This window comes from Cypionkella aquatica, from assembly GCF_030161095.1.
Lineage (GTDB): Bacteria > Pseudomonadota > Alphaproteobacteria > Rhodobacterales > Rhodobacteraceae > Cypionkella > Cypionkella aquatica.
Map to the genome: position 1 here is coordinate 17,000 of NZ_BSPP01000021.1, position 20,778 is coordinate 37,777.

The 20,778-nt window shown below is 62.6% G+C and carries 21 protein-coding genes; 8 read left to right on the top strand and 13 right to left on the bottom strand.

The window, feature by feature from the left end:
* Positions 1 to 31: 31 nt before the first annotated feature.
* From pcaD to QQJ98_RS19325, 3 genes are read right to left on the bottom strand one after another with little or no spacing between them, the layout of a single operon-like run.
* A complete protein-coding gene (gene pcaD, locus QQJ98_RS19315; protein WP_431307841.1) occupies positions 32 to 817 on the bottom strand; it encodes a 3-oxoadipate enol-lactonase in 786 nt (261 codons plus the stop codon).
* Positions 817 to 1,752: a threonine ammonia-lyase gene (locus tag QQJ98_RS19320; RefSeq protein WP_284326925.1), complete on the bottom strand. Its 936-nt coding sequence runs from the start codon at positions 1,750 to 1,752 to the stop codon at positions 817 to 819. The genes pcaD and QQJ98_RS19320 overlap by 1 nt, the downstream gene beginning before the upstream one ends.
* A complete protein-coding gene (locus tag QQJ98_RS19325) occupies positions 1,749 to 2,570 on the bottom strand; it encodes an alpha/beta fold hydrolase (protein ID WP_284326926.1) in 822 nt (273 codons plus the stop codon). The genes QQJ98_RS19320 and QQJ98_RS19325 overlap by 4 nt, the downstream gene beginning before the upstream one ends.
* Positions 2,571 to 2,816: 246 nt before the next feature.
* Here QQJ98_RS19325 and QQJ98_RS19330 point away from each other — a divergent pair, with 246 nt between their 5' ends.
* From QQJ98_RS19330 to QQJ98_RS19340, 3 genes are all read left to right on the top strand, one after another.
* Positions 2,817 to 4,595, top strand: a complete 1,779-nt coding sequence (locus QQJ98_RS19330; protein ID WP_284326927.1) for an ABC transporter transmembrane domain-containing protein — start codon at positions 2,817 to 2,819, stop codon at positions 4,593 to 4,595.
* Positions 4,596 to 4,707: 112 nt separating this feature from the next.
* Positions 4,708 to 6,606 (top strand): acyl-CoA synthetase, encoded by a 1,899-nt coding sequence (locus QQJ98_RS19335; RefSeq protein ID WP_284326928.1) that lies wholly within the window; start codon positions 4,708 to 4,710, stop codon positions 6,604 to 6,606.
* 104 nt (positions 6,607 to 6,710) lie between these two features.
* Positions 6,711 to 7,214 carry a hypothetical protein gene (locus QQJ98_RS19340; protein ID WP_284326929.1) on the top strand — a complete coding sequence of 168 codons (504 nt, stop codon included), beginning with the start codon at positions 6,711 to 6,713 and terminating at the stop codon, positions 7,212 to 7,214.
* A gap of 228 nt (positions 7,215 to 7,442) precedes the next feature.
* On the opposite strand, the gene dtd is transcribed toward QQJ98_RS19340, so the two are convergent.
* The 9 genes from dtd to QQJ98_RS19385 all read right to left on the bottom strand — a co-directional run bounded on the left by dtd (position 7,443) and on the right by QQJ98_RS19385 (position 16,840).
* Positions 7,443 to 7,886, bottom strand: a complete 444-nt coding sequence (gene dtd, locus QQJ98_RS19345) for a D-aminoacyl-tRNA deacylase (protein ID WP_284326930.1) — start codon at positions 7,884 to 7,886, stop codon at positions 7,443 to 7,445.
* Positions 7,883 to 8,806, bottom strand: a complete 924-nt coding sequence (locus QQJ98_RS19350; RefSeq protein WP_284326931.1) for a carbohydrate kinase family protein — start codon at positions 8,804 to 8,806, stop codon at positions 7,883 to 7,885. The genes dtd and QQJ98_RS19350 overlap by 4 nt, the downstream gene beginning before the upstream one ends.
* A gap of 64 nt (positions 8,807 to 8,870) precedes the next feature.
* Positions 8,871 to 9,842, bottom strand: coding sequence for a phosphoribosylaminoimidazolesuccinocarboxamide synthase (locus QQJ98_RS19355; RefSeq protein WP_284326932.1), 972 nt, complete (start codon positions 9,840 to 9,842; stop codon positions 8,871 to 8,873).
* Positions 9,843 to 10,096: 254 nt separating this feature from the next.
* Positions 10,097 to 11,236, bottom strand: a complete 1,140-nt coding sequence (locus tag QQJ98_RS19360) for a TFIIB-type zinc ribbon-containing protein (RefSeq protein WP_431307842.1) — start codon at positions 11,234 to 11,236, stop codon at positions 10,097 to 10,099.
* Positions 11,237 to 11,242: 6 nt separating this feature from the next.
* The gene (locus QQJ98_RS19365) at positions 11,243 to 12,340 is read right to left on the bottom strand and encodes an SPFH domain-containing protein (RefSeq protein ID WP_284326991.1); all 1,098 of its coding nucleotides are present in this window, start codon (positions 12,338 to 12,340) and stop codon (positions 11,243 to 11,245) included.
* 24 nt (positions 12,341 to 12,364) lie between these two features.
* Positions 12,365 to 13,327: a DUF2927 domain-containing protein gene (locus QQJ98_RS19370; RefSeq protein WP_284326933.1), complete on the bottom strand. Its 963-nt coding sequence runs from the start codon at positions 13,325 to 13,327 to the stop codon at positions 12,365 to 12,367.
* A 2-nt stretch (positions 13,328 to 13,329) separates the two neighbouring features.
* Positions 13,330 to 14,514, bottom strand: a complete 1,185-nt coding sequence (locus QQJ98_RS19375; protein WP_284326934.1) for a toxic anion resistance protein — start codon at positions 14,512 to 14,514, stop codon at positions 13,330 to 13,332.
* 70 nt (positions 14,515 to 14,584) lie between these two features.
* Positions 14,585 to 15,457 (bottom strand): 5-bromo-4-chloroindolyl phosphate hydrolysis family protein, encoded by an 873-nt coding sequence (locus QQJ98_RS19380; RefSeq protein WP_284326935.1) that lies wholly within the window; start codon positions 15,455 to 15,457, stop codon positions 14,585 to 14,587.
* 213 nt (positions 15,458 to 15,670) lie between these two features.
* Positions 15,671 to 16,840 (bottom strand): pseudouridine synthase, encoded by a 1,170-nt coding sequence (locus QQJ98_RS19385; RefSeq protein ID WP_284326936.1) that lies wholly within the window; start codon positions 16,838 to 16,840, stop codon positions 15,671 to 15,673.
* 100 nt (positions 16,841 to 16,940) lie between these two features.
* On the opposite strand from QQJ98_RS19385, the gene QQJ98_RS19390 reads away from it, so the two are divergent.
* Together QQJ98_RS19390 and QQJ98_RS19395 are read left to right on the top strand one after the other, a co-directional pair.
* Positions 16,941 to 17,369 (top strand): nucleoside deaminase, encoded by a 429-nt coding sequence (locus QQJ98_RS19390; RefSeq protein ID WP_284326992.1) that lies wholly within the window; start codon positions 16,941 to 16,943, stop codon positions 17,367 to 17,369.
* A 432-nt stretch (positions 17,370 to 17,801) separates the two neighbouring features.
* Entirely contained in the window at positions 17,802 to 18,029 is a 228-nt protein-coding gene (locus tag QQJ98_RS19395; protein ID WP_284326937.1) for a hypothetical protein, read from the top strand.
* A 37-nt stretch (positions 18,030 to 18,066) separates the two neighbouring features.
* Here QQJ98_RS19395 and QQJ98_RS19400 read toward each other — a convergent pair whose 3' ends face one another.
* Positions 18,067 to 18,675 carry a flavin reductase family protein gene (locus QQJ98_RS19400; protein WP_284326938.1) on the bottom strand — a complete coding sequence of 203 codons (609 nt, stop codon included), beginning with the start codon at positions 18,673 to 18,675 and terminating at the stop codon, positions 18,067 to 18,069.
* A 77-nt stretch (positions 18,676 to 18,752) separates the two neighbouring features.
* Between QQJ98_RS19400 and QQJ98_RS19405 the strand changes: the two genes are divergently transcribed.
* Genes QQJ98_RS19405 through QQJ98_RS19415 form a run of 3 tightly spaced genes read left to right on the top strand, consistent with a single transcriptional unit; the run spans position 18,753 to position 20,502 of the window.
* Positions 18,753 to 19,277, top strand: coding sequence for a GNAT family N-acetyltransferase (locus tag QQJ98_RS19405; protein WP_284326939.1), 525 nt, complete (start codon positions 18,753 to 18,755; stop codon positions 19,275 to 19,277).
* 43 nt (positions 19,278 to 19,320) lie between these two features.
* A complete protein-coding gene (locus tag QQJ98_RS19410) occupies positions 19,321 to 20,079 on the top strand; it encodes an EcsC family protein (RefSeq protein WP_284326940.1) in 759 nt (252 codons plus the stop codon).
* A gap of 33 nt (positions 20,080 to 20,112) precedes the next feature.
* Positions 20,113 to 20,502: a GFA family protein gene (locus QQJ98_RS19415; RefSeq protein WP_284326941.1), complete on the top strand. Its 390-nt coding sequence runs from the start codon at positions 20,113 to 20,115 to the stop codon at positions 20,500 to 20,502.
* Positions 20,503 to 20,778: the final 276 nt, after the last annotated feature.

Consider the following 20,778-nt stretch of genomic DNA (forward strand, 5'->3'; position numbering starts at 1 on the left):
GGGTGCGGGGGCTGGCCCCCGCTGCAACCGTTCAAACCTGCCCGACCGAGGCTAAAAATTCCGACACCACCGCCGCATATTCCGCAGGTTTCTCGACCATCGGCACATGCCCCGCGCCCCGCATCAGATGAAACCTGCTGCCCAAAATCAAATCCGCTGTCTCCCGCACCAGATCGGGCGGCGTGGTCCCATCATGCGCCCCGGCAATCGCCAAGGTTGGCAAGGTCAGCGCCGCCGTCGGCGTGTAAAAATCCGTCCCCGCAATCGCCGAGGCACAGCCCACCCAGCCGCGCGGGTCCGTCCCCTCCAGCATCGCGCGCACCCGGGGCATCCCCGCGACATCCCGCCAGCGCCGCCCGAACATCCGCTCCATCGCGCCGTCGGCATAATCGGCAAGCCCGCGCGCCTGCACCTGCGCCACGCGCGCGCCCCACATTTCAGCCGAGCCGATCTTGGCGGCGGTGTTCGACAACACCATACCGCGCACCAGATCCAGCCGCTTGACCGCCAAGCCCTGCGCCACCAGACCGCCCAAAGACAGCCCCACCACCACCGCATCCCGCAGCCCGAAATGCGCCATCATCCTCTCGGCATCGCGGATCAGCGCGCCCATCGCATAGGGCGGCTCTGGCACATCCGAGGCCCCATGCCCGCGCTGATCAAAGCGCAGCACCCGGCAGCCCTTTGGCAGCAGCGGCACCACCTGATCCCAGATCGTCAGGTTCGTGCCCAAAGCGTGCAGCAAGACCACCGCAGGCCCGCCAACCGGCCCCGACACTTCCGCGTTCAGCCGAATATCATCCAGATAGACCAGCATCAGCCGAACCGCGCCATGGCTTGCGCGAACACCGCCGGATCGACATTGCCGCCCGTGGCCACTGCCACCACTGTCTCGGGCAAATCTGGCCGGAACAAAGCCGCCGCCAGCGCCACCGCACCGCCCGGCTCTAGCACGATGCGCAGATGCTGAAACGCCAGCACCATCGCCCGCAAGGCCTCGTCATCGCTGACCGCCAGCCCCGGCCCGCACAGCCGCTGCAAGATCGGAAAGGTGATCTCACCCGGCATTGGCGTCACAATCGCATCGCAGATCGACCCCGCCAGTGCCGCATTGCGCAGCCGCGCGCCCGCCGCCAAAGACCGCGCCACATCGTCAAACCCGGCAGGCTCGACGGTGCGGACGCGAAACTTGCCCTCGCAGGCCAGCGCCACCCCGCTGGACAGCCCACCGCCGCCGCAGCACACCAATATCTCGGCGTCCCCTTGAAACTGCTGCGCAATCTCCAACCCGACCGAGCCTTGCCCAGCAATCACTTCTGGCTCGTCATAGGGTTTTACCAGCACCAAACCGCGTGCTTCGGCCAAAGCCGCGCCGATCGCATCGCGGTTCTCGGTCTCACGGTCATACAACACCACCTCGGCCCCATAGGCCCGTGTGTTGTCGATTTTCACCTGCGGCGCATCCTTTGGCATCACGATCACCGCGGAAAGGCCATGCTGGGCTGCGGCCAGTGCCACCCCTTGGGCATGATTTCCCGATGAAAACGCAATCACCCCGCGCGTGCCCTGCAACGCCGAGACTGCCGCCCAAGCGCCGCGATATTTAAAGCTGCCGGTCCATTGCAGACATTCCGCCTTCACCAACACACGCCGCCCGGCAATCCGGTCCAACAGCGGCGCGTTCAACAAAGGCGTCAGCCGCGCATGGCCCGCCAACCGCCCCGCCGCCGCGTGGATCATCTCGATATTCATGCGCAGGCCTCCAGAAACGCCCGGATCACTGCCAGACTTTCCGGCTCGTCCAGAAACGGAATATGGGCGCGGTCGGGCACTTGGGCAAACAACATATCCGGCCTGCGTGCCTGCATCGCAGCCACCGTTTCCAGCGACAAAAGGTCCGAGTTCGCGCCCCGGATCAGCGCCACGGGCAACCCCGCCAGCGCCTCAAACAACGGCCAGGCATCCACCGCTGGCCCCTCAAATCCGGCGATAAAACTTTCGCGCAGGGCCGGGTCATAGGTGATCCGCAGCCCCTCTGGCGTTTGGGTGTAATGCAGCTGTGCCTCTGCCAGCCAACGCTCGGGTGGCACCACAAACCCCGGCATCGCGCCCGGCAAACGCTCGGCCAGCGCCTGATGGGTTTTCACAAACGGATTGCGGCCGACATAATCGAAAATCCGCTCCAGCCCCTTGCGCTCGATCACCGGGCCGATGTCGTTCAGGCAGAGCCCGATCAGCCGGGGTTTGGCCAGCACCGCCAGCAGCATCCCGATCAGCCCCCCGCGTGAGGTGCCCAGAACCGCCGCGCGCTCAAGGCCGAGATGGTCCAGCAAGGCCAAAGCATCCTGCGCCTCTTGCAAGACGGTATAGCTGGCAGCGCCAGTCCAATCACTTGCGCCGCGCCCGCGATAATCCATGCAGATCAGCCGGACAGGCGGCAGATGGGGCCGCAGATAGTCAAAATCCGCCATCGTCCGCGTCAGCCCCGCAAGGCACAACAGCGGCAAGCCCGCACCCTCGTCGGCATAAGCCAGCTTTGCGCCATCCGACGCTGTAAAGAAATCGACCATACACGCCCCCATTTCGCCTGCAACTTGCCACGCGCAGGGCAGGGCGGAAAGCCCCCTTACCGCCCCAACCACGCTGCCCCGGACTTGATCCGGGGCCTCTTTTCACCAGCCGTTGCCATGAGGCCCCGGATCAAGTCCGGGGCGGCGTGGCGTTTTTGCAATCTGGCGCCCGCCACGCGACATTGCGGCGCTTGCGGCCCCGCGCAAGCGGGCTTAGACGCTTGCCGAAGCGAAAAGGGCGATCACATGGCCGATACCACCACGGAACAACGCGCGGCTTCCAAGAAAGTCGGTGCCCTGCGCGGCCTTTGGCCCTTCATCCGCCCCTACCGCGCCATGGTGATCACCGCAGCGCTTGCGCTGATCCTGACCGCCTCGGTCAGCCTGATCCTGCCGATGGCGGTGCGCCGGGTTATCGACAGCTTTGGCGCGGGCGATCTGAGCCTTGTTGATAAATACTTCGGCGCGGCGCTGTTGATCGCGGCCGCCTTGGCGATTGGCACGGGCGTGCGCTATTATTTCGTCACCCGTCTGGGCGAGCGTGTGGTCACCGACATCCGCCGCGCCTTGTTTGATCGGGTGATGGGGATGAGCCCCGCGTATTTTGAGAAAATCCTGACGGGCGAGGTGCTCAGCCGCATCACCACCGACACCACGCTGATTTTGTCGGTGATCGGCTCTTCGGTTTCGGTGGCGCTGCGCAACTCTCTCACCGTGCTGGGCGGCATGGTGCTGATGAGCCTGACCTCGTTCAAGCTGACCGGGCTTGTGCTGCTGATCGTCCCCGCCATCATCATTCCCATCGTGACTTTGGGCCGCCGCCTGCGCGGGCAAAGCCGCGAGAATCAGGATTGGATCGCGCAAAGCTCTGGCACCGCCTCGGAAGCGCTCAGCGCTGTGCAAACCGTGCAAAGTTTCACCCACGAAGCCCTGACCCGCGCCGATTTTGCAACCGTGACCGAGCGCAGCTTTACCTCGGCCAAAACCCGCATGGCCACCCGCGCCGCAATGACGGTGATCGTTATTTTCCTCGTGTTCAGCGGCGTGGTCGGTGTGCTGTGGATGGGTGCGCGCGATGTCCGCGACGGCACCATGTCGCCGGGGCAACTGGTGCAATTCGTGATTTACGCCGTGCTGGTGGCCGGGGCCGTAGGCTCGCTTTCCGAAATCTGGGGCGAGTTGCAACGTGCCGCAGGCGCGACCGAGCGTCTGGTTGAGATGCTGGATGCCACCGATCCTGTCGCCGAACCCGCGCAGCCCGCCACCCTGCCGCGCCCAGTGCAAGGTGCTATAACCTTGGATAACGTGGTGTTCCACTATCCCGCCCGCCCCAACGCGCCCGCGCTGCACGGCATCAGCCTGCACGTCAAACCCGGCGAGACCGTTGCCCTTGTTGGGCCATCAGGTGCTGGCAAATCCACCGTGCTGCAACTGCTGATGCGGTTTTACGACCCGCAATCGGGCACGCTTGCGCTTGACGGCATTGATTTGAAATCGCTCGCCCGCAGTGATTTCCGGGCCGAGATGGCGCTGGTGCCGCAAGATCCGGTGATCTTTGCGACCTCTGCCCTGGAAAACATCCGCTTTGGCCGCCCCGACGCGACCGAAGCCGAAGTCCATGCCGCCGCCCGCGCCGCCGCCGCGCATGACTTCATCGAAAGCCTGCCGCAAGGCTATCAGACCTATCTGGGCGAGCGCGGCACCATGCTGTCGGGCGGCCAGAAACAACGCATCGCCATCGCCCGCGCCATCCTGCGCGACGCCCCGGTCCTGCTGCTGGATGAAGCCACCTCGGCGCTGGACGCGGAATCCGAACGCGCCGTGCAGGCCGCCGTCGATCATCTGTCGCAAGGCCGCACCGTCATCGTGGTCGCCCACCGCCTTGCCACCGTCAAACGCGCCGACCGCATCGTGGTGCTGGATCAGGGCCGCATCGCCGCCATAGGCTCGCATGACGAGCTGGTGGCGCAAGGCGGCCTCTACGCCCGCCTCGCGCGCCTGCAATTCACCGATGGCGCGGCCTAAGCCTTTGACGTTGCGTTTTTAGCGCCAGTTTTCCTTGCTCCACGCGGCAATCTTGCCCATCTTAAGCGGATCGAGGCCGCCAGAGAACGGCCCGGCAAACGGGAGGAATATCATGACAGGCGGCTTCGCATCGCGCGCGGACCTCAAAGCCATTGAGGCAGAATCATCGTGGGAAAACCGCGACATCGCCCATTCGATCTATGATTTCTTATCGCGCACTGCCTCCAAACATGGTGCCCGCCCGGCCATCAGCTATCAATTGCTGTCCGGCCCCGCGGACCCCGCGCAAACCCTGACATGGACCCAGCTGCGCGCAAAAGTCACCCAAGCCGCCAACCTGTTCCGCAGCCTTGGCGTCGGCCCCAACGATGTTGTGGCCTATGTGCTGCCGAACGCGCTGGAAACCGCCGTTACCCTGCTTGCGGGGGCCACCGCAGGCATCGTCAACCCGATCAATCCGCTGCTGGAACCTGCCCAGATCGCCTCGATCCTGCGGGAAACCGGGGCGAAAGTCGTTGTCACGCTGAAGCCCTTCCCGAAAACCGATCTCGCGCAAAAAGTGGCCGAGGCCCTGCGCGCCGCCCCCAATGTGAAAACCGTGCTAGAGGTCGATCTGAACCGCTATCTCAGCCCGCCCAAAAGCTGGATCGTGCCGTTCATCCGTCCGAAAAACTCCGTGCAGCACACAGCCGTCGTCAAGAATTTCAACGCCGAAGTCGCCCGCCATTCGGGCGATAAGCTCGCCTTCGCCGACCGCACTGCCGATCATATCGCCGCGTATTTCCACACCGGCGGCACCACGGGCATGCCCAAAGTCGCCCAGCATCGCGCCTCGGGGATGATCTACAACGGCTGGTGCGGCGCGACCCTGCTGTTCCGCGAAACCGACACGGTGATGTGCCCGCTGCCTTTGTTCCATGTCTTTGCCGCCTACCCGATCTTGATGTCGATGATCGCATCCGGCGCACATGTGGTATTCCCCACCCCGGCAGGCTATCGTGGCGAAGGCGTGTTTGACAATCTGTGGAAGCTGATCGAACGCTGGCAGGCAAGCTATCTTGTCACCGTGCCGACCGCACTTTCCGCCCTGCTGCAACGCCCGGTCAACGCCAAGATCGACTCTTTACGCGGTGCGTTTTCCGGCTCTGCACCCTTGCCGATAGAGCTGTTCAACCGCTTTGAAAAAGTCACCGGCGTGCAAATCGTCGAAGGCTATGGGTTGACGGAATGTACCTGCCTCGTCGCGGTCAACCCGCCGGATGGCAACAAGAAAATCGGCTCGGTCGGCCTGCCGTTCCCCTATACCGATCTGCGCATCCTGCAAAAAACCCCAGACGGTTTCCGGCAATGCGATGTCGATGAAGTCGGTGAAATATGCGTCGCCAACCCCGGCGTGATCGCAGGGTCCACCTATACCGAGGTGGATAAAAACCGCGATCTGTTCGCCGAGGGCATCTTTTTGCGCACCGGCGATCTGGGCCGGTTGGACGCCGATGGCTACCTTTACATCACCGGGCGGGCGAAAGATCTGATCATTCGCGGCGGCCATAACATCGACCCCGCCATCATCGAAGAGGCTTTGATGGGCTGCGAAGGCGTGGGTTTTGTCGGTGCCATCGGCCAGCCCGACGCCCATTCGGGCGAGCTGCCCTGCGCCTATGTCGAACTCTCGAAAGGCTCCAGCCTGACCACGGCACAGCTGATGGACTACGCCAAATCCCACATCGCGGAACGTGCAGCCCAGCCCAAACATATCGAAATCCTGCCCGAGCTGCCGAAAACCGCCGTTGGCAAAGTCTTCAAACCCGATCTGCGGCGGCTTGCGATCACCCGCGTCTACAACGCCGCTTTGGCCGAAGCGGGCCTGCCCGTCACTGTCAGCACCGTGGTCGAGGATAAAAAACGCGGGCTTGTGGCCAAACTGGTGGCCAACGGCCCCGCCTCGACCGAGGCAGTCGCTGCAATTCTTGGCGGCTTTACGCAAAGCTGGGATTGGGTCGAAAAGCCGTAACCACAGGTTGCAAACCGCGGCCGTCGCCAAGATGACAGCCTAATTCATTTGCGCAACGGCGGATTTTCGCCGATCTTCCTCTCAGAAACGTGAGGGAGATCGCCATGCAGATTTGGCAAACTGGACTTGGTGCTGTGATGTTTGGCCTGTGTTTGGCACCAAGTTTGGCGCAAGCCGAACAGCAGACCCTGTTCCAGCACAAAAACTGGATGGTGGCGGTCAACAGCTTTGACGATGGCTCGATTGCCTGTCAGGCAGCGGTGGATGAAGGCTCTGAAAGCTTCACGATCTGGGTGTTTCAGGATCAATCGGTGCGCTTGCAATTCTATTCGACCGACTGGAATTTCACCGATGGTGACAGTGCCGATCTGCAAGTCGAAATCGACCGCCGTGGCGAATGGAGCCTGTCGAACGCCAGCCTGACCGGAAACTCGGCGCTGTTCGATCTGCCCGACAGCGACAAAGGCGTGAAATTCCTTGTCGAAGTCGCCGAAGGCCGCACCGCCCATCTGCGCGATGCCGATGGCGAAGACGTGCGGGATTACCCGCTGGCAGGCTCGAAAGCCTCGATGCAAGCTTTGATCGAATGTTCCGAAGGTATCAAATAACGCAATCCAAGGTGCGGGGCAGGGCGCCCCGCACAATCCTGCACGCACGAACCCTGTACGCGCGAACCCGCTAAAATTTGCATTTCACATTGGCGCAAATATTCCGGGGGTCTGGGGGCTGGCCCCCGGTTCAGCCGGTGCCAAGGGCGCAAAGGTCAAGAAATCGTTAAAACCCGCAACTCAAGCTATCGATAAGGTCCACAAAAAAATGGTCCCGAGTTGGGGCCATCACATATCCGCCGTATCCATCCAGATCGTCACCGGCCCATCATTGTGCAGTGCCAGGTCCATATCCGCACCAAAGCTGCCGTTGGAAACCGCAATGCCCTCGGCCGCCACCCGCCCCGAGAAATACTCATACAACCGCCGCCCCTCATCCGGGGCCGCCGCATAGGAAAATCCAGGCCGGTTGCCGCGCAGATCGGCGGCGAGGGTGAATTGAGACACCACCAGCGCCGCCCCGCCCGCATCTTTGACCGACAGGTTCATCTTGCCAGCCGCATCCTTGAAAATCCGCAGCTTGGCGATTTTGCTGGCCAGTTTATCAGCCTGCGCCTCTGTATCGCCCTGCATCGCGCAAATCAGGATCAACAGCCCGGCACCGATCTCGCCCACCACTGCGCCGTCAACCGCGACGCTGGCCCGGCTGACCCGCTGCAGCAGCGCCCTCAAAGTTCGTTGGCCCAAGGCGGGTTCGCGCCCGCCCTTGACACCGTCACCGCCGCCGCGCGCGTGCCCAGACTTAGGGCCGCATCCAGTTCGACATCCGAAAGCGCCGCAACCCGAGGCTTCGACAACGCGCCTGCCTGCCACAAAGCCGCCAGCACGCCCGCGTTGAACGTATCCCCCGCGCCGACGGTATCGACCACGTCCACCTTGGTCGCCGCCACAAAGCGATCTTGCGTTGCCGTCACCGCCCGCGCGCCGGATGCGCCTTCGGTGATGAACACCACTTTCGGCCCCTTCGCCAAAATCCCGCGCGCCAGCTGAACCAGATCGCCCGCGCCTTGCAGCCAGTGCAGATCTTCGTCTGACAGCTTGACGATATCCGCCCGCGCCACCATCCGTTCGATCCGGGCGCGATATTCGGCTTCTTTGCCCGCGATGAAACCGGGGCGAATGTTAGGGTCGATCATCGTCACCCGGTGTGCCGCCTCGCGCGCCTGCAGCGCCTCGTAAGTGCTGGCGGCAGGGTCGTTCACCAGGGAAATTCCGCCGACAAACACCGCAGCGACATCATCGCCCAAACTTGGCAGATCCGTCTGCGCCAGCATCCGCCCCGCTGTGGCTTCATCATAGAACGCATAGGTCGCCTGCCCGTTCACCAGCTTGACGAAAGCCACCGTCGTGGGCCGATCAGACCGCGCACAAGGCGCGATATCGACCTTTGAGGCCAGCAGCGTCTCGGCCAGAATTTCGCCCAGCATGTCGTTGGAAATCCCCGAAAAGAACCCCGAGGGCGCGCCCAACCGCCCCAAGGCGATGGCGGTGTTGAACACAGCACCACCAGCATAGGGCGCAAAAGCTGCCTCGCCCAAAGTCGAGCTGCGCGGCAGCATATCAATCAGGGCTTCCCCACAGGACAGAATCATTACGGCCTCCCTCGGCATTTTCCCAAGATTACATGAAACAGCGAAGTTAGCGCAAACAGTGGCTTCAGACGAAGTAGGGTGCCAGATTTGCCCGCACGCGATCCAGCGGCGTCGCCCCCGTCGTATCGGGCACGAATGTCTGCCCGGTGATCGCCTCGTAGGCGTCGATATAGACCTGAGCGGTTTTGAGGATGATCTCGGCCGGGATTTCCGGGATGGCATCGACATAGGGATCGCAGCGCTCGTTCACCCAAGAGCGGATGACATCCTTGTCAAAGCTTGGGGGGCGCGCACCGGACTCGAACGCTGCCTGATAGCCGCTGGCGATCCAATAGCGTGAGGAATCCGGGGTGTGAATCTCGTCAGCGATCAGGATATTGCCCTGAGCATCCTGACCAAATTCATATTTGGTATCGACAAGGATCAACCCACGCGCGGCGGCCATCTTTTGCCCGCGCGCGAACAGGGCCAGCGCCTTGGCCGACACATCCGCCCATTGCGCGGGCGTCAGAAGGCCTTGGGCGATGATTTCGGTTTCGGTCAAAGGCTCGTCATGGCCGCCGTCGAAGGCTTTCGAGGTGGGCGTGATGATCGGGGTGGGCAGCACCTGATTGTCGCGCAAGCCATCGGGCAGGGTGTGGCCATACATGGTGCGGACGCCGTTTCTGTATTGGGTCAGCACTGAGGTCGAGGTGGTGCCCGCCAGATAGCCGCGCACCACGACCTCGACCGGAAGGATGGTGACATGCTTGCCGATCACCACATTCGGATCAGGATAGGCCAGCACATGATTGGGGCAGATGTCGGCGGTATGGTCAAACCAGAACCGCGCCATTTGCGTCAGCACCTGGCCTTTGAACGGGATCGCGGCAAGGATGCGGTCAAACGCCGAAATCCGGTCGGACGAAATCAGGATGCGCCGCGCGGGTTGATCGGCGGTGGCGGGCAGATCGTAGCAATCGCGCACCTTGCCGAAATAGGGGTTCGGCAGTTCCGCAATGCGGGCATGGTCAAGAACACGGGAAAGATCGGTCACGGTTTGGCCCCCAAGCTGCCCAGAATGATGCTTTGCGTCATCGCGCGCGGGCGGGGCAGAGTCAACTGTCGGGGCAGAGTCAAGTGTTGGGCCCGGTGCAGCGCATGGTTGTGAGAGCCTGTTCGGTGCGGCAAAATCTGTCCCAGCGGGGACAGACTTGTGTTTTTGCGTCGATTTTGTCAGATAAACCACAATATGTTGTGGTTTTTACCCTGCAAGACCGGTGCGGATGGTTTCATACCCCCAGCGCGGGGTCAGTCCATCCAATCAGGAACCGATGCGCCAAAGATTGACGGATCGTAAAGATACGCCGCGCCCAAGCCCAGAACCACCGCCCCCAACACAGCAAAGCTGATCTTCCACCAGCTGTAGGGCCGTTCGCCCTGCACCTCGCCGGTCTGGCCATTGACCATGAACCGATAGCTTTTGCCGCTGTATTTATAGGCAGCCATCCAGATCGGCAGCAGAATATGCTTGAACGTCTCGGCGCTGTAATCGGTATCGACCTGATCCACCCGCTGCTCATCCCCGCCGATGTCGCGGCGCACGTCATTCTCGATCACCCCGGCCATCACGGCTTGCGCGCGGCCCCAGCCGTCGGCAAGGCCGACTGTATAGCCCTCGGCCTGAAAACCGGCGAGGTAATCGGCGGAATAGGGCTGCAATTGTGAAAGATCCCACGGGGTCAGATCGTTGCCCAGCCGTGCGGGCAGGCTGGAGGAGGCCATCACCAAGACATCATCGAAATCGCGGCTGACCCGGCCTGATGCTGCGTGCCAGCGGGTTTTGCGCACCTGCTGTTGGCGGCGCTCGGTCTTGCCGTTAACGGTGACGTTCACGGTTTCCGTAACATAGTAATACTCGCCGCGCTGGCCGGTGTAGCGGCTGTCGGTGTCGGCGTCATAGGTCCAGAACGGCGCGTAGACGCCATCCATCGTCCGGCCTGCGCGGGTGAATTCCAGCAGGCTGTTGGGCGCAAACCACAGGCTGCCGAGCCAGCCTTTCAGCGCGGTGCGGGCCTGCGATTCCGTCAATGCAAAGGGCACCAAGGCTTGCGGTTTGATGCGGCGGTGGCTGCCGGTATCGACCACCACGGGGGTGGCGCAGAACGGGCATTGGCTGGCGTGATTGGCGCCCTGAAACTCGACCACAGCGCCGCAATTCGGGCACGAGGTTGAGCGCACCTCTTCGGTTGCCGCAGCGGGCAGATCATCGGACAGGCCCTTGGCCAGAGGATGCTCGATCAACGCCTGCGCCTTTTGGCGCGGGGCTTTGGCGGGGATGGCTTGCACAAAGCCGCAATGGTCACATTTCAACTCGGTCTGACCCGCCGCATAGCGCAGGTCGGCCCCGCATTGCGCGCAGGGCCAATGATTTGCTTCCGTCACGGCCATGATGCGTCAGCCTGCCGGGGGTGGTGGCGGCACCATCGCAAACAGTTGTGCGAGTTCGGTGTCAGCGGCGGCTTTCCAGCCGTCCTGACCCGCCGTCCAGACTTGCGACGCGCGTGACAGCGCACCCGAGGTGGCCATGCTGGCGAGTTCGGATTCGCTGAACGGGCCTTTCGTGGCGCCATTTTCGGCGACATGCCAAGCTTTGCCCGCAGCAGGCGGGGGCGGGGGCGGCGGGGCGGCGGCGGCGGGTGCTGCCCCCCAAGGCCCGGCCCCGCTGGCCATGTTCATCCCCATGCCTGCCGCCATGCCGGCACCCACCATAGCGCCGATGCCGCTGTTTGGTTGCGCCATGCCTTCGGCGGCGTTGAACTGCATGTATTTGTTCAGATCACCCGCCACGCCCATCGAGGTGCGCTTGTCGAGAACCTTTTCAACCTCTTCCGGCAGGCTGATGTTTTCAATGTAGAATTCCGGGATCGACAGACCATATTCGGCAATCTTTGGCGCAATGGCCGTGGCGATCAGCTTGCCCAGATCGGCGGTATTGGCCGCCATATCCAGCACCGGAATCCCCGATTTCGCCAGCACTTGTGACGCCTCTTGCACGATCACATTGCGGATCTGATCGCTGATTTCATCGGCGGTGAACTCGCCATCGGTGCCGACGATTTCGCGCATGAACACCGAAGGATCGGCCACCCGCATCGAATAGCTGCCAAAGGCGCGCAGGCGCACAGGGCCGAATTCGGGATCGCGGCACATGATCGGGTTCTTGGTGCCCCATTTCTGATCATTGAACCGGGTGGTGTTGATGAAACAGATTTCGGATTTGAACGGGCTGTCAAAGCCATGATCCCAGCTTTGCAGCGTGGTCATGATCGGCATGTTGTTGGTTTCGAGCATATACATGCCGGGGCCGAACACATCGGCCAACTGGCCCTCATGCACGAACACGGCTGCCTGACCCTCGCGCACCGTCAGCTTGGCGCCGTATTTGATCGCATTGCCCTGCCGTTCAAACCGCCACACCATCGTGTCGCGGGAGTCATCCAGCCAGGTGATGACATCAATAAACTCGCCCTTCAGAAATCCGAAAACCATGATCTACTCCTTCACGCCCCGACGGGCCTAGCTTTCGCCGCCCATCAGACGGCGGGCGAGTGTTTCCACGATGGGCCGCGCTTCGGACTCGGTCATGCCGGGGCGCAGCGCGGGATTGTATAGCATTTGCAACATCTTCTCGTCCTGCGTCGTCAGCAGGGCGAATTCTTCGTCATCGTTGAAGATCGACGGGCGGGCCTGCGGGCTGTCATTCGGCAACCCCAGCCCTTGGGCGATTTCTTCGTGCAGGCAGGACAGGCGCAGCAAATCGGGGTGTTCGGCGCGGATCACCGCGAAAGCCCCGGTGTAATTGCCCGAAGCCCCCGAGGATTGCGCATAAACGATGCAATAGGTGGAGCGCTGCATCGCGGTGATGCCGCTGACATCATTCGCCGTCAGCCCCGGCATTGCGGCTTGCAGCACGGGCCCAAGCCCCGCGCGTTCATCTTCCGAGACGACATAGATCCAGAAATTCGGGCGGTTGTCGTCCAGCCGGATCGGATGCCCGGTCAGCCCCTGCAAGCGTTGCAGATAAGAGCCGACCCGCGCCGTATCGGTCGCCCGCATCTGCGCCGAGACGGAATCGCCAAAGCGCAGGCCCACCCGCACCGGCTGCTGCCAGCGCCGCAATGCGCTGACGGTCTGGCGCTGCACGGTGCTGCCGCTTGAACGGGCATATTCGTCATAGAGGGCGATGCGGATGAAGTTATCAGCCAACATGCGGTCGGTGAACGGCGTGTCCGCGCCGCCGCCATCGGTGCGCAGCAAGCCCTGACCCAGCAAGCCGCGTTGCACCTCGGCATAATAAGCACGCGCCGCGGCACTGGCCGGGGTTTCTGGCTTTGGTTCGGGCGCAGGCTGTGCCGCCACCTCTGGACGCGGCACAGGTTTTGTCGCAGGCGGCAGCGTTTCGCCACAACCGAGCAGCGCCAGCGCAGCCGTCAGGCCAAGCCAGCGTTTGATCGCAATGCGCGGCCCCCGCTGCGCCATGATCAGACAGCGCTGCCGATATTGGCACCGCTGGCGGTCTTGCGCGCGCGGGCAGAGGCCAGAGTATCGCGCAGCTCTCCTTCCATCTTCACCAGCTCAATCTCGGCGGCAGCCCGCCGCGCCTTGCCTTCGTCGGCAATCGCAAGGCTTTCCTCGATCGTGGCCACAAGGGTTGCATTGGCCTTCTGCACGGCCTCGATGTCGAACACGCCCCGCTCCATCTCGGTGCGCACGACCTTGTTGGCCTCTTGCAGGTTGTTGGCATTGGCGGTCAGCAATTCATTGGTCAGATCATTGGCATCCTTGATCGCAATCGCGGCTTCCTTGCTGCGCTGGATCGTCACCGCTTGCGCGAGTTGGGTTTCCCACAAAGGCACGGTGTTCATCAGGGTGGAGTTGATCTTGCCGACGAGGCTCTTGTCGTTTTCCTGCACCAAGCGGATCGAGGGCAAGGATTGCATCGTCACCTGACGCGTCAGTTTCAGATCATAGACCCGGCGTTCCAGATCATCGCGCGCCGCCCGCAGATCGCGGAGTTCTTGGGCGCGGATCAACTGATCAGCCTCGGGCGCGGCTGTCACCGCAGCCTCACGCGCGGGAATGTCATTGGCATCAAGCTCTTTCAGCTTGGCCTCACCCGCCGCGATATAAAGGCCCAGTTCGTTGTAGAAGGTCAAAGTCTTGGCATACAGAATGTCGAGGCTTTTGATATCCTTTAACAAAACTGTCTCATGCACCAGCAGGTTTGCCGTCACCTTGTCAATCTGGCCCTGCACTTCTTCGTAGCGCGCGACAAATTCCGCCAAGGGGGCGGCGTGGCCGGTCAGCCATTCCCACCAGCTTTGCTTGCGGTTCACGTCCAACTCTTCGCCCGAGAAACCGCGAATGGTGGTGACGATTTCGCGCAGGGAATCCCCGGCTGGCCCGACATCCTTGTTCTTCACGCCCTGCAGCATTTCCTGCGAAATCACCTGCAATTCAGCCTGCGCGCCGGAGCCGAACGAGATGATCGACTGGGTGTTGGTCATATCCAACTCGGCCATGCGCTTGCGGATATCCTCGGCCACCGGGGCAGGGGCGGCTTCCAAGACCACAATCGCAGTGCCGGGTTCGGCCAGCACGGTGGCGGTGACTTTTTCAACTTCGGCCAGCGAGGTGGCAGCAGCGGCGCGGATATCTTCGGTCATGGCTCTCACTCGTTCAGGGCGCAGATGCGCAGATTGGCAAAACCCCGCAGCGGGGCGGATTGCGTAAAAATCAGGTTTCCAGTTTCAGGCGATCGCGGAGCACCTGAATTTCAACGTCAAGATCGGTATGGCTGCCTTGCAGCAGGCTTTCAGTGCGGGCGGCAAAGGTGGTTTCCAACTCGGTCAGCAAAGTCTCATAATCGGCGCGGATTTTGGGGTCGCGGGCCTGCACATAGGCATCGGCAAACTTCACCGTCGCATCGCGCGCGCCCATCAAATAGACCGACAGATACTTGCGCGCCGCTGTCAGATCGCCCGGATCGTTTTCCACAGACCGGAACAGCCCGCGCGCAATGCCTGCGAATTTCGCCACGCGCGCCTCTAAGGCGCTGTCCTTGGCGCGCAGGATCGCATCTTTCATGCCGGCCAGCAAAGCCTCGGCCTCATCCACGGCTTTGGCGACGCGTTCGACCTGAAAGCTGTCAACGCCCTCCATGCCCTTGTCGCGCATCGGGTCCAGCCCGAACGCGCCGACATGCAGGATCAACCCGGCCAGCCCCAGCAAGATCGCGTAAATCATCGGCTGATTGACCATGGCCCCGACGCAGAGGCCCACCCCCATCAGCACCGCGCCAAAAGCCTTGCGCGGGATCGCCGGACGCCGCGCCACCTTGCGCGCGTCATAGGCGTCTTGCGCGATGCAGCCCTGTTGGGTCAGCCAAGCGGCCAGCAGCAAAATCCCGCAAGCTGCCAGCCCCAGGATCAAAACGCGCGGCTCTGCCTTGAACGCAAGGGCTGCGAACAGAAACGGCGGCAAGAACAGCGCCCGCGCGCGCCCGGTGGATTTGGACCGTGGCACAGCCCCCGGCGCGGGCGCGACCCCCGCAGGGCCATCGACGCGAGAGTTCCCCGGCGAGTATTTGCCGCCAAAGCGTTCCGCCATCACTGCACCCCCATCACTGCGCACCCAAGATGGCAACATAGACCATCAGCGCCAGCAACAGCATAAACGCGCCCGATTCCAAACCCTTGGCAGACATAGCGCCTCATTTCTCAGAATACTGGCCCACACGGCGGGAACCCCTAGACTATAGGCACAGCGCTGGCTGCGTGCCAGTGGGCAAAACCGGGGAATTTTCCGGCCCCTGACACCATATCAAGCCCCGCGCTTTGGCCGCCCGCCGGTCGGCTTCGGCCCCACAGGCGCGCTGCGCGTCGATGTGGGCCGCTTTGCCGCAGGTTTGGCGGGTCTGGAAGCGCCCTCTGCCTTTGCCGCAGCGGTGCCAAAGCTGCGCGGCTTTGCGCCAGCGCCAGCCTCGGCCTTCTTGGCGGCGGTGCCAAAGCTGCGCGGCTTGGTGGCCTCGCCCCAGGCATCAGAAAGCTGCTTCAAGCCTTCGCCGGATTTCAGCCGTTTGCTTGGGCCGTCGGCCTTGGCGGTGGTGGTGCGCGAAGCCGGGCGCGGTGCGCGGGTGCGCTTGGGCGCATCTTCATCCACCGTCGCCCCTTGGCCCAGCTGATCGCGCAAAACCTTGCCTTTGACTTCCTCGACCTCGCCCGGTTGCAGATCGTTCAGACGGAACGGGCCGTAAGAAATCCGGATCAAGCGGTTCACCGTCAGATTGATTGCGGCCATCGCACGGCGGATCTCGCGGTTCTTGCCCTCACGCAGGCCCACGGTCAGCCAGGCATTCGCGCCCTGAATCCGGTCAATCACCACGATCATCGGCTGAAACCGCTCTCCCTCCACCACGATGCCTTTGCGCAAAGGCTCCAGATCCGGGTCCATCGGATTGCCGTTCACCCGCACGCGATACTTGCGCAGCCAGCCGGTCGAGGGCAATTCCAACCGCCGTTTAAGCGCGCCGTCATTGGTCAGCAGCAGCAACCCTTCCGAGTTCAAATCCAGCCGCCCCACCGACATCACCCGCGGCAACTCGGCAGGCAGATTGTCAAACACCGTCTCGCGGCCCTTCTCGTCGCTTTCCGAAGTCACCAAGCCATCGGGCTTGTAATACAGCCACAACCGCGCCTGCTCGGGCTCGCCCACCACCACGCCGCGCGCGACGATCTTGTCCTTCGAGGTGACGTTCAGGGCAGGCGAGGTGATGACCTTGCCGTTGACCGAAACCTCACCCAACTCGATCATGCGCTCGGCTTCGCGGCGCGAGGCGACGCCAGCGCGCGACAAAACCTTGGCGATCCGGTCGCCTTCTGGCGTGCCCGCCGCAGGCTTGGCCGTCACTGCGGCCTTGCGTTCTACAGCCTTGCCCTCAACTTTAGGGCCAGCCACTCTTGCGATTTTCGGGGGATTTGTATTCTCGGCCATAGTCTTTTATCCTTCAACGGGCAAAGCGCGCGACATGCGGGCGATCAGGCCAAACTATTCTTTCAACGTCCAAGGGGCAAGTACGGTGTTCAAAACCTTCATGGACGCCGCTTTGGATCAAGCCCGCAAGGCCGCCGTGCGCGGTGAGGTGCCAATCGGGGCCGTGGTGGTGAAAGATGGCCAGATCATCGCCGCTGCTGGCAACCGCACCCGCGAATTAAGCGACCCCACCGCGCATGCCGAGGTTTTGGCGATCCGCGAAGCCTGCCGCCTGGCCAAATCCGAGCGTTTGCCGGGCCACGATCTGTACGTCACGCTAGAGCCCTGCCCAATCTGCGCCGGAACCATCGCCGCCGCCCGCATCGCCCGGCTTTACATCGGCGCGCCCGACCCAAAATCCGGCGGCACGCTGCATGGCGCGCGGGTGTTCAGTCACCCCCAATGCCACCACGCCCCCGAGATCTACGACAACATCAACGCAGCCGAGTCCGAATCGCTGCTGAAAACCTTCTTCGCCAGCCTTCGCTAAAATTTACCTAAAATTATCATCCTCTCTGCAGAAATATCCTCGGGGGTCTGGGGGGAGAGCCCCCCAGCCTTGCCGTCTGGCCGTGCCTGTGACGCCAAGACCACACCCGTCAAACATCTGCGCGCCCAAGGCCACGCCGTTTTGCGCGGCCCTAAAACCATGCCATAAGCCGCAAACCACGCAGGACCAAAGGAGGGCGTCACATGTTGTATTCTACATCCGTCGCCACCGCGGCACCTGTCTGGCGACACAATTGCGGCACCTCGTATCGGGCCTAGTCCCCGATCCTCGAAGCCTTAGCGTGTCCAAAGCCTTAGCGGCTTAACCCCACCAAAACACCCATCCGACCCAACCGCGCGCCGCGCGCTTTTGCGTCGCATTTTAATCTCAAACCATAGGACCAGTCCGTGCAAGCGGCTGGAATGTGCCAAAATGAACCTTGTTCAAAACGCAAGACGTTATTCTGACCAAGCGGCTTTGCTGCCCGTTCTGCAACAGCTGATCGCCGATCACGGGCCGCTGCGCACGTTGCTTGCGCTGTTGCGCGCGCTGCTGCAACGGCCTGCAAAGCCTCCGCCAGCCGCGATGCTGTCGAACCATTTGCGCCGCGACATTGGCCTTGGCGAACTGCCACCACCGCGCCCGCCGCTGTTGCGCTGAAACCGCAGCGCTAAAACCGCAGTTTTAGTTCCCGGCGCTAAATCTCGGCGCGCCCCACTTCATCGGGGCGCGTCAGCTCAAACACCTCTGACACCACGGCGTAATCCTTGTAGCCCAGTCGCGCTACGGGCCGCACCAGCTCTAGATCGAAGCGGCCATCGCGCAGATACTCAGGGCGAATATGCACGCCGACAACTTCGCCCACCGCCATCCAGTTCTCACCCGCCAACTGCAGCAAATGCACCACCCGACATTCAAGTGTCGCCGGGGCCAGCGCCACCCGCGGGCAATCAATCACCGCACATTCTGCCTTGGTAACCCCGGCCAATGCGAATTCATCCACCCCGCGCGCCACGGCTTCTGAACTGGCGTTCATCGCGTGGATCATCGCCTCGGCCACCACATTCACCGCGAAAACCCCGCTGTCGCGCAGGTTCGCAATCGAATCCTTCATCCCACCGGCAAACATCACCTGCATCGGCGCATCATTCACCGCGTTGAAAAACGAATAGGGCGCAAGGTTGTCGCCCAACGGGCCGCGCGTGGAAATCCAGCCAATCGGGCGCGGCGCCACAATTGCCTTGAACGGATTGTGCGGCAGGCCCGCTTCCCGATGGCCTTGGCCCTTTTCCGGCTGATAAAACATCCGCATCCCCTTCAGATTTGATCCTGCACCAAGCGCATGTTACCCGCGTTTCCAGATGATTCTAAAAAGGCCCGCCCGTGTATCAGCTTGAAGAAGAGATCGAGGATGATTGGTGGGAAGTCGAGGCGCTTTATGATCTGTGCTTTGCCCCCGGCCGCACCGCTTTGTCATCTTACCGCCTGCGCGATGGTGTGCCGACTGTAGCCGCGCTGTGCCTGATTTTGCGCGATGCCGATGGCACCCTCGCCGCTGCGATCCGCTATTGGCCCGCCGAGATTGACGAGGGCGATGACGAGGATGGCGAGGATGTGCTGCTGCTGGGCCCCGTCGCCGTCCACCCCACCCGGCAGGGCGAGGGGCTTGGCGCGCTGTTGATCAACGAAAGTCTGGTCGAGGCCCGCCGTCTGGGATGGGAGCGCGTGTTGCTGGTGGGCGATGCCCCCTATTACCGCCGTTTTGGCTTTGAAAAGCTGGACGGTGTGGTGATGCCGCCGCCAACGAACCCTGACCGCGTGTTGGGGCTTGCGTTGAAAAAGGGCGCTTGGGATGGCATCAAGGGACATGTCACCAAGGCTTCGGGCGCGACCCTGCCGCAGGGCTGACGGCTCTCTTGTGCTGCGGCAACAAACCCCCCACATTGGCGGTATGACCCAGCTTCCCGCCCTGCGCACCCCCGCCTCCAACACTGAAATAACCGAGCTTGCCCGCGCCTATAAACGCGCCAATGGCCCGCTGATGACTTTGGTGAACAAGATCGGCGGCGGGCTGGAGCAGCAAGCCACCCTGCTGCCCGCCGCCCTGCGCGCGCAGATTGAACAGGTGGTGATCAAGGCCCTGACTGCCGCGCATGGTCTTGCGGGGCTTGCCGAGCAAGGCCCAAAGCTGGGTGGCAGGGCGTCAACCTTTGCGGCGATGGCGACCGGGGCTGCGGGCGGGGCAGGGGGGCTGCTGACGTCTATCGCCGAACTTCCGGTCAGCATCACCCTGATTTTGCACACCATCCGCTCTGAAGCGATCCGCGCGGGCTATGATCCGACCGAACCCGGCATCCGCGCCGCCTGTCTTGAGGTGTTTGCGGCGGGCACGCCCTTGCACGGTGATGATGGCGTCAATGCTGCGTTCCTGTCGGCCCGCCTGACCCTGACCGGACCTGCAATCCAGAAGCTGATCGCCTCGGTCGCGCCGAAACTTGCGGCGACCATGGGCCAGAAACTGGCCGCCCAAGCCGTGCCCGTGCTGGGTGCGGTATCCGGTGCCGCGCTGAACGCCGCTTTCCTGCGCTATTACCGCGAGATGGCCCGCATCCGGTTCGCGCTGATGCGCTTGGCCGAGGTGCAAGGCGGTGAAGCCGTCGTCGCCGCCTTTGCCAAAGCGATTGAGCCGCCCAAGATTAGTAAAGCCTGACCCAACCGATCTCTCGCCAAGCCAGAGGCACAGATGGATATATTCACAGGCGGCTGTCTCTGCGGGCAGGTGCGCATCACGGCCACAGGCAAACCCTACCGCGTGGGGCTGTGCCATTGTCTTGATTGCCGCAAGCAGCACGGGGCGCTGTTCCACGCCAGCGCGATCTTCCCCGATACCGCCGTGACAATCAGGGGTGAAACCCGCGCTTACCAAGGCCGGAATTTCTGCCCGACCTGCGGCGGCTCGGTGTTTTCCATCACGGGGGATGAGGTTGAGGTGAACCTTGGCGCACTGGATGCGCCCGATCAATTCATCCCGACCTATGAGGTTTGGACCATCCGGCGCGAAGCATGGCTGCCAGAGTTTGCGCTGAAGCACTACGCGCAGGATCGTAGCGGCGCGGGCCGCAGCGAAGACTAAGCCGCGCGCAGTTTACAACATTCCCACGCCGCCCCGGACTTGATCCGGGGCCTCATAGGGCGACGCGAGGCCCCGGATCAAGTCCGGGGCGGCGTGGGGTAGGTGGGTTGGTCAACGCTCTTACAGGCAAACACCCGGCCCGGAATCAAGGCGCTTTAGCGCCGCCGGGCAGCGCCTGACCGCCCCCTCGGGCGGGCGCTTCTGCGCTGTCTCGCTTAGAACATCTGGGGGAGGGGCTGAGGCATAAAGTGCCTAGAAATTCTGTGGCTCGCCCAC